12 protein-coding genes and 1 pseudogene are annotated in these 11,989 nt (G+C 69.3%); 6 read left to right on the top strand and 7 right to left on the bottom strand.

Annotated elements, in window-relative coordinates; translation table 11 throughout:
• Positions 1 to 186 precede the first annotated feature (186 nt).
• The 3 genes from ACWDEX_RS36660 to ilvA form a co-directional block, all read right to left on the bottom strand.
• On the bottom strand, positions 187 to 1,038 hold the full coding sequence (locus ACWDEX_RS36660; protein ID WP_450468941.1) for an ABC transporter permease: 852 nt from the start codon (positions 1,036 to 1,038) through the stop codon (positions 187 to 189).
• The gene (locus ACWDEX_RS36665) at positions 1,035 to 2,045 is read right to left on the bottom strand and encodes an ATP-binding cassette domain-containing protein (RefSeq protein ID WP_450468943.1); all 1,011 of its coding nucleotides are present in this window, start codon (positions 2,043 to 2,045) and stop codon (positions 1,035 to 1,037) included. Before ACWDEX_RS36665 ends, ACWDEX_RS36660 begins: the two co-directional genes overlap by 4 nt.
• A gap of 126 nt (positions 2,046 to 2,171) precedes the next feature.
• The gene (gene ilvA, locus ACWDEX_RS36670) at positions 2,172 to 3,401 is read right to left on the bottom strand and encodes a threonine ammonia-lyase (RefSeq protein WP_450468945.1); all 1,230 of its coding nucleotides are present in this window, start codon (positions 3,399 to 3,401) and stop codon (positions 2,172 to 2,174) included.
• A gap of 164 nt (positions 3,402 to 3,565) precedes the next feature.
• Here ilvA and ACWDEX_RS36675 point away from each other — a divergent pair, with 164 nt between their 5' ends.
• The 3 genes from ACWDEX_RS36675 (at position 3,566) to ACWDEX_RS36685 (ending at position 5,162) form a co-directional block, all read left to right on the top strand.
• Positions 3,566 to 4,072, top strand: coding sequence for a MarR family winged helix-turn-helix transcriptional regulator (locus tag ACWDEX_RS36675; protein ID WP_450468963.1), 507 nt, complete (start codon positions 3,566 to 3,568; stop codon positions 4,070 to 4,072).
• 219 nt (positions 4,073 to 4,291) lie between these two features.
• Positions 4,292 to 4,795, top strand: coding sequence for a sigma factor-like helix-turn-helix DNA-binding protein (locus ACWDEX_RS36680; RefSeq protein WP_450468947.1), 504 nt, complete (start codon positions 4,292 to 4,294; stop codon positions 4,793 to 4,795).
• 118 nt (positions 4,796 to 4,913) lie between these two features.
• The gene (locus ACWDEX_RS36685) at positions 4,914 to 5,162 is read left to right on the top strand and encodes a hypothetical protein (RefSeq protein ID WP_450468949.1); all 249 of its coding nucleotides are present in this window, start codon (positions 4,914 to 4,916) and stop codon (positions 5,160 to 5,162) included.
• A gap of 10 nt (positions 5,163 to 5,172) precedes the next feature.
• Here ACWDEX_RS36685 and ACWDEX_RS36690 read toward each other — a convergent pair whose 3' ends face one another.
• Positions 5,173 to 6,327, bottom strand: coding sequence for a cystathionine gamma-synthase (locus ACWDEX_RS36690; RefSeq protein WP_450468951.1), 1,155 nt, complete (start codon positions 6,325 to 6,327; stop codon positions 5,173 to 5,175).
• Positions 6,328 to 6,466: 139 nt separating this feature from the next.
• On the opposite strand from ACWDEX_RS36690, the gene ACWDEX_RS36695 reads away from it, so the two are divergent.
• Positions 6,467 to 7,585 (top strand): hypothetical protein, encoded by a 1,119-nt coding sequence (locus ACWDEX_RS36695; protein WP_450468953.1) that lies wholly within the window; start codon positions 6,467 to 6,469, stop codon positions 7,583 to 7,585.
• Positions 7,586 to 7,655: 70 nt separating this feature from the next.
• Here ACWDEX_RS36695 and ACWDEX_RS36700 read toward each other — a convergent pair whose 3' ends face one another.
• Positions 7,656 to 8,600 carry a DUF5996 family protein gene (locus ACWDEX_RS36700; RefSeq protein WP_450468955.1) on the bottom strand — a complete coding sequence of 315 codons (945 nt, stop codon included), beginning with the start codon at positions 8,598 to 8,600 and terminating at the stop codon, positions 7,656 to 7,658.
• Positions 8,601 to 8,996: 396 nt separating this feature from the next.
• Between ACWDEX_RS36700 and ACWDEX_RS36705 the strand changes: the two genes are divergently transcribed.
• Positions 8,997 to 9,170, top strand: coding sequence for a hypothetical protein (locus ACWDEX_RS36705; protein ID WP_450468957.1), 174 nt, complete (start codon positions 8,997 to 8,999; stop codon positions 9,168 to 9,170).
• Between the two features lie 24 nt (positions 9,171 to 9,194).
• Positions 9,195 to 9,917 (top strand): DUF2637 domain-containing protein, encoded by a 723-nt coding sequence (locus tag ACWDEX_RS36710; protein ID WP_450468959.1) that lies wholly within the window; start codon positions 9,195 to 9,197, stop codon positions 9,915 to 9,917.
• Between the two features lie 142 nt (positions 9,918 to 10,059).
• On the opposite strand, the gene ACWDEX_RS36715 is transcribed toward ACWDEX_RS36710, so the two are convergent.
• Positions 10,060 to 11,793, bottom strand: a complete 1,734-nt coding sequence (locus ACWDEX_RS36715) for a S8 family serine peptidase (protein WP_450468961.1) — start codon at positions 11,791 to 11,793, stop codon at positions 10,060 to 10,062.
• Positions 11,762 to 11,989, bottom strand: a pseudogene (locus ACWDEX_RS36720) (hypothetical protein); the annotation flags it as partial. The pseudogene ACWDEX_RS36720 and the gene ACWDEX_RS36715, both read right to left, overlap by 32 nt.

Genomic DNA, 11,989 nt, shown 5'->3' on the forward strand with positions numbered 1-11,989 from the left:
AAAACGCTCGGCTGGGAAACCCCAGCCGAGCGCCTCGCTAAGCTCCTGGCCACAGCCAGTTGATCACCTGTGTTGCAACGACCCCTGGAATTCGCACGCTTGGAGGGGGCTTCGGCAGACGCCGTTGTCCCTGGTCAGAGGCCTACTCAGACCACCGGCAACCTGGTGCCGGTGCCGGCGGAGCCGTCAACCGTCCGCCCGGCGGTACTTGCGTACCGCTAGCGTACGGAAGATCAGGATGATCACGACCGACCAGATCAACGAGGCCCACACGGGGTGCTGCATGGGCCAGGCATCGGGCGTCCGAAAGTCCGGGGGAAGGTTGCCGAACAGCTCGCGGCACGCCTGCACGGTGGCACTGAACGGGTTCCACTCCGCTATGTGTCGCAGGAAGGACGGCATCCGGTTCGCGTCCACGAACGCGTTCGAGATGAACGTCAGCGGAAACAGCCAGATCAGACCGCCCGAGGTCGCCGCTTCAGGAGTACGCACGGACAGGCCGATGAGCGCGCCGATCCACGAGAACGCGTACCCGAGGAACAGGAGCAGCGCGAATCCGGCGAGCACCTTGCCGAAGTTCTCGTGCGTGCGCCAGCCGACGATCACGGCGACGACCGCCAGGACGATGACGGTGAGCGCCGTCTGCACCAGGTCGGCGATGGTACGGCCGGTCAGCACCGCGCCGCGTGCCATCGGCAGGGAGCGGAAGCGGTCGATCAGACCCTTGTGCATGTCGTCGGCGATGCCCGCACCCGCGCCCGCCGTGGCGAACGTGACGGTCTGGGCGAAGATGCCGGCCATCAGGAACTCGCGGTAGTCCGCCGTGGAACTGGACGCGCCGACCTGGACCGAGCCGCCGAACACATAGGTGAACAGCACCACGAACATGATCGGCTGGATCAGCCCGAAAATGAGCATTTCGGGGATCCGGCCCATACGAATCAAATTGCGCTTGGCGACGACCAGCGAGTCACGGACGGACTGGCTGACGGGGTTCGTGTGCGCCGCGACGGGTACGGCGCCGTTGGCAGCACTCACTGGGCGGGCTCCTTCGTGTGCTTGCGGGCCTTGGGATCTTTGGTTCCGCCGCTCTCTTCGGGCTTCTCCTCGGCGACATGACCGGTCAGGGACAGGAAGACGTCGTCCAGAGTGGGGCGGCGCAGTCCGACGTCGTCCATCTCGATGCCGCGGCTGTCCAGCTCGCGGATGACCTCGGCGAGGAGCTTGGCGCCGCCGGTGACCGGGACGGTGAGCTTACGGGTGTGCTCCTCGACCGTCGTGTCGCCCTTGCCGAAGCCGCGCAGCACCTCGGAGGCGGTGGTGATGTGTGCGCGGTCGCGCACCACGATCTCGACGCGCTCTCCACCCGTCTGCGCCTTGAGCTGGTCGGAGGTGCCGCGGGCGATGACCCGACCGTGGTCGACGACGCAGATGTCATGCGCCAGGTGGTCGGCCTCTTCGAGGTACTGGGTGGTCAGCAGCAACGTCGTACCGCCGGAGACCAGCTGCTTGATGACACCCCACAACTCCTGCCGGTTGCGGGGGTCGAGGCCGGTCGTCGGCTCGTCCATGAACATCACGGGCGGTCGGATCACCAGAGCGGCCGCGAGGTCGAGCCGGCGGCGCATTCCGCCGGAGTACGTCTTCGTGGGGCGGTCGGCGGCGTCCGTGAGGTGGAACTGCTCCAGCAGCTCGACCGCCCGCTGCTTCGCCGCTTTCGCCTTCATCTGATAAAGCTGGCCCACCATCTGGAGGTTCTCGCGACCGGTCAGATACTCGTCGACCGCGGCGAACTGCCCGGACAGGCCGACCGAGCGGCGCACCGCGTCAGGGTGTTTGAGGACGTCGATCCCCGCAACGATCGCCGTGCCGCGGTCGGGGCGCAGTAGGGTCGTCAGACAGCGGACCGTGGTGGTCTTGCCCGCGCCGTTCGGTCCGAGGAGGCCCAGCACGGTGCCTTCCGGGACATCGAGGTCGACGCCGTCCAGGGCTTTTACGTCGCCGAAGTGCTTCACCAGACCTTCGGCGTAGATGGCGCCCGGCATATGAATTCTCCACGTCGTTGGGGATCGGGTCAGGGCAGGTTCCTGGTCGTGACGAGGCTCACTATAACGCGATGTATCGCGTCTCTCAATGCTTTTTTCCGGATGGTCACGCCCCTGGCCCCGGCCTCAGTCGATGACCGTGTAGCCCGCCTCCCGCAGCACGTGACCGACCTCGACGCAGTGCTCCGGGCCCTTCGTCTCCAGGTGCAGTTCGACCTCCGCCTCCGTCAGCCCCAGCCGCGGGTCCGTTCGCACGTGGCTCACATCGAGGACGTTGACGTCGACCACCGACAGCGCCCCGAGAAGCGTCGCGAGCGCGCCCGGACGGTCGGTGAGCCGCAGCCGGACCGCCAGGTAGCGGCCGGCGGCGGCCATGCCGTGTCGCAGGATGCGCTGCAGCAGCACCGGGTCCACGTTGCCACCGGACAGCACCGCCACGACCGGACCCTCGAAGGCGTCCGGCTCGCGCAGCAGCGCCGCGACGGAACTCGCGCCCGCCGGCTCCACTACCAGCTTGGCCCGCTCCAGGCAGAGCAGCAGCGCGCTGGAGAGGTTGTCCTCCGAGACCGTACGAACCTCATCGACCAGGTCGCGCACGATCTTGAACGGCACATCGCCGGGCCGCCCCACCCTGATCCCGTCGGCCATCGTGACCGGATGCCCGACCGACACCGGACGCCCGGCCGCCAGCGAGGGCGGATACGCGGCCGCGCCCTCCGCCTGCACACCCACCACCCGCACGTCCGGGCGCAGTGCCTTCACCGCGGTCGCGATACCCGCGACCAGCCCGCCGCCGCCGACACCGACGACGATCGTGCGTACCTCGGGGCACTGCTCCAGGATCTCGAGGCCGACCGTGCCCTGGCCCGCGATGATGTCCGGGTGGTCGAACGGGTGGATGAACGCCGCACCCGTCCGGGTCGCGTACTCCTGCGCGGCGGCCAGCGTCTCGTCCACCACCTGGCCGTGCAGCCGCACCTCGGCGCCGTACTCGCGGGTGGCGCTGATCTTCGGAAGGGGAGCGCCCTTCGGCATGAACACCGTGGAGTGCACCCCGAGCAACGCCGAGGCGAGAGCCACGCCCTGCGCGTGATTGCCCGCACTCGCCGTGACGACGCCCGCGGCGCGCTCCTCGGGCAGCAACCCCGCGATGCGCACGTACGCGCCGCGCAGCTTGAACGACCCGGTCCGCTGGAGGTTCTCGCACTTGAGGTGCACCGGCGTGCCGACCAGCCGGGTCAGATGCCTGCTGCCCGCCATGGCCGTGACGCGTGCGACACCCGACAACATCTTCTGGGCGCCCCGAACGTCGTCGAGTGTCACTGCCGCCAAGAAGTCAGCCGTGCTGTAGCTCATGGCCACCAGTTTCGCAGTTCACATCCCTTCACAGCAGATATGACCCAAGGCCTGGTACGTGTTTGCGCAGCGCCGGTACGACCTGCGCCCCGGGCGCGTACCCTGTCCCCCAATCCAGCTCCCCACGCATGAAGTGAGCCCCGGCCATGCCCACACCACCTGACATGTCGACGGACATGACGACCGTCGGTGACACCGGTCTCCTGGACATGCTGCAGCACGAGGTCGCACTGTTCGCCCGGCGCGCGGAACAGACGCGGCTCGGCGGGGTCGGGCAGGCGCGCAACTCCATGGACCGTGCCGCGTACCTGCTGCTCAACCGCCTCGACAAGGAGGGTCCGATGGGCGTCAAGGCGCTCGCCGCGAGCATGGGAATCGACTCGTCGACGGTCACCCGGCAGGTGGCCCCGCTGGTCGACACCGGTCTCGTCAAGCGCACCTCGCACCCGGCGGACGGACGCGCCGTGGTACTTCAGCTCTCCCCCCGGGGGCTGTCGCGCCTGGACGACGTGCGCTCCTCCAGGCGGCAGTTCATGGACGAACTGACGAACGACTGGACACCGGAGGAGCGACAGGCGTTCTGCACGCTGCTCACGCGGTTCAACGTCGCCCTGTCCGCCCGGCAGACCACACAGGGGCTTCCGGCGACGGAGTCACAGCCGACGTCCTGAGTCCCGAGGCGCGTCGTACGTCATCACGTGTCCACGCGTGCGTGCGGACGCTGCCCGGCTCTTGACCGGGAGGGCACGGCCGGTCTCATATGAATCATATGAAACGGGGTCCCTGTCGTCCGCGGTCCGGCCTACCGTGCGGTCCCACCGTGCACACGCCTTCGTCACCGTACGCGGCGGGTCCTGTGCTCTCAGGATCGCCCTCAGACGGGAGGCGCAGTGCGAGAACGGCAGGCGTCCCAAGGCGTGCGTCAGGCCCGGGAGTTCGAGGCGTTCGTCGCGGGAGCGGCCGGGCGGCTGCTGCACGCCGCCACGCTGCTCACCGCGGAGGCCCCCGACGGAAACCCGCGTGCGCGGCGTCTCCTGACGCTGGCCCTCGCCCAGACGTACGCGTCCTGGGACAGGCTGCGCGGCGAGGACCCGTACGACCGCGCACGCCAGCATCTGGCCGCCCGCTTCGCGCGCGAGGCATGGCACCGGTACGGAGTACTCGGCCGGCACCGCCCGGACTCGGGCAGCGTCCTCGCCGACCTGTCGCCCCAGGAGCGACTGATCCTGGTCCTCAGGTTGTACGAGGGCGTCGCCGAGGAGCAGACGGCCGCGCTGCTGGGCCTGCCCACCGAGCGGATTCAGGCGATCTACGCGCGGGCGCTCGCGACGCTGCTGCATCCGCGACGGGAGGCGACGCCGACGGCGCTGGGCGCCAAGACGGTGCCGTCATGAGGGGGTCGTACGGGTGGGCGAGCGGCACTCCCGCCGCTCCCGGCCCGAGTGTGAGCGGCGCCCTGACGCGGCCGTGCCCCATTGCTCTCCCCAATCCGTACGGCATCGGAGGCGGCCGGTGAAAGCGCCCGAGCGGGAGGCGGCCGTACGCCGGATGCTGGAGCGGACGCCGCCCCAGGTGCCGCCGGACCTCTGCGCCGAGGTGGTGCGGCGAGGCGGTCGCATGCTGCGCCGCCGCACGGTGGCGCGCCGCCTGATGTGGCTGGTGCTGGTCACGGCGACCCTCGCCTTCGCGATCTGGGCGTGGATCGCCCACCCCTGGGTGGAGCCGCCGTCGACGACGACTCCACCGATCAGCAAGTGGTGACCGAAAAACCCTAGGCCAGGGCCTGCCGCAGGTCCTCCAGGAGGTCGTCGACGTTCTCGATGCCGACGGAGAGACGTACGAGGTCGGCGGGGACCTCCAGGGCCGACCCGGCAGCGGACGCGTGCGTCATGCGCCCCGGGTGCTCGATCAGGGACTCCACACCTCCCAGGGACTCACCGAGCGTGAACACCTTGGCACGGTTGCAGACCTCGACGGCCGCCTCTTCGCCGCCCTCGACCTGGAAGGAGACCATGCCGCCGAACGCCCTCATCTGCTTCGCGGCGATCTGGTGACCGGGGTGCTCCGGCAGGCCCGGGTACAGCACGCGCGTCACGCGCGCGTGCCGGGTGAGCATGTCGGCGACCTTGGCGGCGTTCTCGCTGTGCCGGTCCATACGGACGGACAGTGTTTTGGTGCCGCGCAGCACCAGCCACGAGTCGAACGGGCCGGCGACCGCGCCCATGGCGTTCTGGTGGTAGGCCAGTTGCTCGCCCAGCTCCTGGTCGTTCACGATCAGCGCGCCGCCGACGACGTCCGAGTGACCGCCCATGTACTTGGTCAGGGAGTGCACGACGACATCGGCGCCGAGGGCGAGCGGCTGCTGGAGGTAGGGGGTTGCGAAGGTGTTGTCGACGACGAGCCTGGCGCCCGCGTCACGGGCGATCTGGGCGACGGCGGCGATGTCGGTGATGCCGAGGAGCGGGTTGGAGGGGGTCTCCACCCACACGGCCTTGGTCTTCGGGGTGAGCGCGGCGCGCACGGCGGAGGGATCGCTGGTGTCGGCGACCGACCATTCCACGCCCCACCGCGAGACGACCTTGGCGAAGAGACGGAACGTACCGCCGTACGCGTCGTTCGGGATGACCACGTGGTCGCCGGGGCTGAGCAGCGTACGCAACAGGCAGTCCTCGGCCGCCAGCCCGGACGCGAACGCGAGGCCTCGTCGGCCACCCTCCAGGGCGGCGAGGTTCTCCTCCAGGGCGGTCCTGGTCGGGTTGGCACTGCGGCTGTACTCATAGCCGCCGCGCAGTCCGCCGACGCCGTCCTGCTTGTAGGTCGAGACCTGGTAGATCGGCGGGACGACCGCTCCGGTGAGGGGATCGGCGGTGTTGCCCGCATGAATCGCGAGGGTCTCGAAGTGCTGACTGATCTGCCTGTCGCTCATGAGCACCGAGGGTAATGCTCTCGTGGCGCCGATGGCAGCGCGCGTGCCGGGCGCCGGACGCTGGAGCACGGCGACGGGTTTTCCACAGGCTCGCGGACCAGGTTGGCCAATTGCCGGACCCGTCTGGTTCGCTTGAGGCATGGAGATTCTCTGGGTCCTGATGGCGCTGGTCCTGTTCAGCATGGTCCTGCTCCCCTTCCTCAGGCGCAGGCGTGCCGGCATCCAGCAGGTCGCGCCGGGCGCCCCGGACGCCGCGGACCCGGCGAACTACGGCTTCGTGCGCCAGGAGGCGCTGGACCTCCGGATGCCCGGCCCCGACCAGGACCTGCTGGACGTCCTGGACCTGGTGCAGCGCACGCAGGACTACCGCGCGGCCTCGCAGCTCCTGGCCGGCACCGAGAAGGAGGGCGAGGCGCGCTGGCAGCGTGTGCAGGCCTTCGCCGGTGCCGCGTCCCTGGAGCTCCAGCAACGGCCGGGCGGGGTGAGCGAGACGCCGGGCGGCCAGTGGCTGCGGGTCTGGCGGGCCGAGGCCCCCAAGGACGCGGGCGGCGCGGCCGTACAGGCGGAGTTCCTGGTCCAGCAGGCGTGGCGCACGTCGACGCCGGGGACGGACGACTTCCGGATCATCATGGAGGAGGCGAAGGCGGCGTGCGCGCAGGCGGCCCTGCTGGCCCCCGGCGACCCGATCCCGTACATCATCGAGCTCTCGGTGGCCCGCGGACTCGCCTACCCGCAGCCGGAGTTCGAGCAGCTGTGGCTGAAGATCCTGGACCGTGCGCCGGCCCACATGGGGGCACACCTGGCGGCGCTGCACTACTGGTGCGAGAAGTGGCACGGCTCACGGGAGCTGGCGTACGCCTTCGCGCAGACCGCCGCGGCCCGCGCTCCGCAGGGCTCGCTCCTGGCCGCGATGCCCCTCTTCGCGGTCTTCGAACACCTTCCCGAGGTGAATCTGGTCCAGGGCTTCTACCAGAGCGAGGTCGTGACCAAGGCGATCCACGGCGCGCTCTTCGCGGTCCAGACGGCCCGCCCCGACGACCCGATGCTGGCGCACGTCCGCCACCTCCTTGTGTTCTTCCTCGTCCGCAGCGAGCGCTGGGCGGAGGCGATGGCCCAGCTGGTTCACATCGACGGCCACGTGGGCGCGCTCCCCTGGACCCTGAACCCCGATCCGGCCGCGGACTACGCGGTGTACCGGGCGCTCGCGGTCGCCGGGTACGAGGCGAACGGAGGAAGCCCGGCGACGCTGCTCCACTGAGACCGCTCCCGTCCGGTCCGAGGGCGGGGGCCCGCCTCCGGTACGCGTCAAGGCGGCCGTAGAACAGCCCTCATGGCTGTTGCCGACGGTGCGGGTCGACCTCCAGGGCCGCCCGGTCCCAGCCGCCCGACTCGGCGGCCGCCTCATAGGTGCTGTCCAGAAACTCGTTCAGCTCCTGGTCCGGGTCGGCGGCGGAAGCAACCGCCTCATAGGGCAGAACGAACTCGCCGAGGTCCCGTCGGTATGACGCCGCCGCGGGACGGACCGGGCAGTCGGCGAAGCCGGCGGGTTCGGGATAGGCGTAGGCGTAGAACGCGCCCTCCTCACCTCCGCCGGGCCAGAACCCGCAGCTGGACAGCTCGACGGAGTAGGACTCCGTTGTCACCCGGTCCGGGCAGTTGGGGACACCGCCGGAGGGATGCGGCGGCGCCGGCCGGCCGGAGAAGCGCGTGCAGGCCAGGTCCATCGCCCCCCAGAAGTAGTGCACAGGGCTGACTTTGCCGACGAAACGGGACCGAAATTCGCCGAACGCCCGCGCGGCCTGCATCAGTTGACCCCAGTAAAGCCGCGCGGCGTGCGGGTCGTAGGAGGCGTGCCGGAAGTCGTCCGCGAACGGGATGGCCGGGTCCACCTCGTTCGGTCGGGGGTATACGCGGGTCTGGATGCCCAACTCCCCCAGCGCGCCCATGATCTCGGCGTAGAACTGGGACACCGGTTTGGACTCCAGCGCCAACTCACGTCGGCTTCCGTCGCTGACACGTATGCACAGCCGGTGGTCGATGAAGTCGAATTCGATATCGAACACGCCCGTCCGGAACGGGATCGCGGAAGTGGTCAACCCCCGCGGGGTGACGTAGAGGGCGACCTGCCACCAATGGTTGACCATGGGCGCGTGGGCCAGCCGGATCTTGCCGACGATCTGGGTCCACATGTGCAGGGTGTCCCGGGTCTCGGTCCAGTCCGCCACCCGCAGTCGCGGCCACAGCCCGACCTGCTGTGTCTTCTGCCCGGTCATAGCGCCTCCCACTGACCTCGCCGCTCCGACAATCCGCAGTCACCGGCTCCCGGCGTCCGTGATTCCGTGCTCCGCTCACCGCGGAAGAGGTACAGGCGAGGGGTGCACCCGATATGTCCAGACTATTCCCCAAGGTCAGGGCCAACCAGACGAGGCCGCCGTCACGGCAGACACTCTCGAGGCTCTCGTCGCGTGGGCGCGCCGCACCCTCCGCGGACATCTCCGCCTCCGGCGCCCACCACAGAGAGTGAGATGTTATTCATCTGAAAATGATTTGCACGCATAGCCAGAATTACGTCAACAAACCGCCGCCCTCTGCCCGAAGAAACGATTCTTCATGGAGCCGTTCCCCCGAATGCCGGATACCCTTCACCCGGTGACGCTCGTTAGGTGATCGTGAGTTGGAACGAACCAGAAGATCAGATTCCCGGTGGAAGCGGCACGCTTTGGTGCGATTCGATCGACAGCGACGCGCGCCTCAAGGGCTGTTCGGACCTTCTTGACGACTTCCTCAAGAAGATCAGCGAGATGGAAAGCGAATACCTGCGCACTCTGGACGGAACGCCCTGAGCAACGGCGCGGAGGAGCTGGAGAATGGACAGGTATCAAGGTGAATCAGGCCTCTACGACTTTCAGTTCGCCCTGAGAACCGACTACGACGCACTCGGGCAAACTTCTTACAACGTCGGCCCCTTCGAGACGCAGCACGTCTGGGGCACGCACGGCCCTGACCTCGCACCGAACAACTGGGACCCGGACGAAGAGCTCGCCCAGATGTTGTCCGGCGTCACCAGCACGGATCCCGCTCCGGTCACCATGGATGGACAGCATCGCCACAGGATCGACCGGCGGCGCCCCCGGCCCGGATCCCACATCCTCGACGCCGGCCAGAAAATCACACCTGCCACGATCCTGATCACGACCATCGCCGCTTGCGCGGTGGCCATGCTGGGTTGGTCCATCGCCTATTCGTACAACCAGCTGTGCGCCATCGCCTCTACCGTACTGCCGGCGCCACTGGCGCAGTGGTGGCCGTTGACGGTGTACGGACCGTGGCTCGTCGCCGCGCTGTCCATCCTGCGAGCGGCCCTTCAGCACCGGACCGCCCGGCGCTCCTGGTGCGTCATTCTGCTCGCCTCCGCCACGGCGGTGGCCCTCTGCATCAGCCACTCGTCACATTCCGCGCTTTCGATGGTGATCGTCGGAATTCCGCCGATCACCGCCCTGGTGTGCTTCCGGGAACTCGTCGGCCAGGTTTCGTACAAATATCGCCCTCGGCATGCCGCGCACAGCAAAGAACAGTCCACCGGCGGCTGACCCGAAGGGCATTGGGCCGTCGGACGATGACGGTGGGCGACCGGCGTCATCGGACGGGTGCGTAACGGCAACGGCACCCGCTCCTCAGGGCGGGTGCCGTTCCGCACTCGGCGCGGGAACCGGCTCATATGGTGATGCGGCCCTAACCGGCCGTGGACGGCGCACAGAGCGACAGACCCGGAGCGGCCCCCACTCCGGGGGCCAGGTTCAGGGCGACGAGGGCATCGGGCAGGCCGCGCCCTACCCGGGCCCCTTCCGGAGTGCCCGGGGCGGCCGGCTGACGGCAACTGGCCGCGATGATCTCGAACAGATGCCGCACCCGACCGGGTCCCCGGGGCAACGACTGACCGTGGAAGTCCTCGTGGTGAGCGAGGACGAGGGCGGCGAGGCCCGCGACGTGGGCCGAGGCCGCGCCGGTGCCGTCCAGGAGCGTGTAGCCGCCCTGTGGTGCGCACGACAGGACCGCCACGCCGGGAGCGGCGGCGTCGATCCCGGGGCCGTAACAACCGAACGGCGCGGCGAACAATCCCTCCGGCGTCAACTGCCGCCCGTAGTGGGTGGCTTGGGAGGTGTCCTGCGGGCACGAGCCGACGACTCCCAGCGCGCCCACGGTGAACACGGTGGGCAGCGAGCCCGGGAAGGCGACCGGTCCGCCGACGTCACCGGCCGGTGCGACGCAGGCGACGCCTGCCGCGTGGGCATCGGCGAGCTTGCACGCGACCAGCGACGACGGGTACGGGGCCGCTACCGCGAGGTGGGCGATGTCGACCTCTCGCTCGATGCAGTGGTCCAGGGCGGCGATCAGATCGCTGAAATGCCCGTCGGGCATCACCTGACAGACCTCGATCTCGGCGTCGACCGCGATGCCGATGACCCCCTTGCCGGTGTCCGCCCCGGCGACGATGCCCGCCGTGTGCGTACCGGTCCCCATCGTGTCGTGCGCCCAGCCGTCGTCCGTGCCGTGCACGAGGTCGACCCCGGAGCGCACCCCCTTCAGATCGGGGTGGTCGACGCTGACGCCCGAACCGATGAGGGCGATCTTGACGCCGAAGGCACGGAACGTGGGAGGCAGCCGGTCCAGCCGCATGGCCTGCTGGCCCCAGCCGTACTGCTGCCGCTCCTCCAGTTCCGGGTACACCTTGGCCAGCGGGGTGAGGGTGACGACGTTCTCCTGGGTCGCCGACAGGTCGGGGCGATGGATCCAGCGGTCCGTGTAACCGCCCGGGGGCCGCACGTACAGGGACCGGACGGACTGCGCGGTCTCCGTCGACAGCGTGACGGTGACCGTCCCGTCGGCCCCGGTGACGCCCTGGCTCGGCCAACTGGCACCGATCAGGAACACCCGCGCGCCGGCCAGCGGTTCGCCGTCCGGGCCGCAGACGCGCAACGAGATCTCCGCCGGTTGCTCCAGCGGCGCGATCAGCCCCGGATCGCGCAGCGGCAGTATCCCCGCAGCCGACATGGCGGCGGGTCCGGTGCCGGACAGTGGCAGGTCCGGTTCGATGTGCACATGCAGCGCTCGCACCGCCGGTACCTGGGCCTCGGGCACCTCGACGACCGCGACCTCCGGACAGGAGGGGGGCAGCCCCAGCGAGTTGCGCTTCTCCGACGGCCGCAGCCTGCGCCTCACCTTGACCTCGGGCATCCCGTCCAGCAGGTCGCACACCTCGTCCATGCTCAGTTCGAGTACTCCTGGCGGGAGCAGCCGCTGCGGCAGCGGTGTCACCAGGTACCGCTCCCGGCGCGGCCGCACCGTGACCGGTGAGCGCGCGCCCTTCTCCCGTGACCCCGTCTTCGCGCCCTCGGGTTCCGGCCCACCCGCCCCCGCACCCTCAATACCGCGCTCACGATTGTTTGCGGGCCTTTCCTTGACCATTACGTCCACCTTCGCCACGCCTGCGTCGTCCTACTGTTCGTGATCCGGCGACCGGCGGCTCGCGCTTCCACGGTGATGCGGTGTGCCCGGGAGCTGCTCCCGGGCGGTGTGCCTGCGCCAGCGCCCGCGTGCCCGGCCAGATCCGCTCGGCCATGTACTCGTCGTAGATCTCCTCGCCGATCGACATCAGCTCGGC

It is taken from the genome of Streptomyces sp. NPDC001020, from assembly GCF_053599115.1.

Excerpts from the sequence above, each read along its gene's own strand:
- ACWDEX_RS36665 (WP_450468943.1), bottom strand. The coding sequence starts at position 2,045 with ATGCCGGGCGCCATCTACGCCGAAGGTCTGGTGAAGCACTTCGGCGAC.
- ilvA (WP_450468945.1), bottom strand. The coding sequence starts at position 3,401 with ATGAGCTACAGCACGGCTGACTTCTTGGCGGCAGTGACACTCGACGAC.
- ACWDEX_RS36675 (WP_450468963.1), top strand. The coding sequence starts at position 3,566 with ATGTCGACGGACATGACGACCGTCGGTGACACCGGTCTCCTGGACATG.
- ACWDEX_RS36690 (WP_450468951.1), bottom strand. The coding sequence starts at position 6,327 with ATGAGCGACAGGCAGATCAGTCAGCACTTCGAGACCCTCGCGATTCAT.
- ACWDEX_RS36695 (WP_450468953.1), top strand. The coding sequence starts at position 6,467 with ATGGAGATTCTCTGGGTCCTGATGGCGCTGGTCCTGTTCAGCATGGTC.
- ACWDEX_RS36700 (WP_450468955.1), bottom strand. The coding sequence starts at position 8,600 with ATGACCGGGCAGAAGACACAGCAGGTCGGGCTGTGGCCGCGACTGCGG.
- ACWDEX_RS36710 (WP_450468959.1), top strand. The coding sequence starts at position 9,195 with ATGGACAGGTATCAAGGTGAATCAGGCCTCTACGACTTTCAGTTCGCC.
- ACWDEX_RS36715 (WP_450468961.1), bottom strand. The coding sequence starts at position 11,793 with ATGGTCAAGGAAAGGCCCGCAAACAATCGTGAGCGCGGTATTGAGGGT.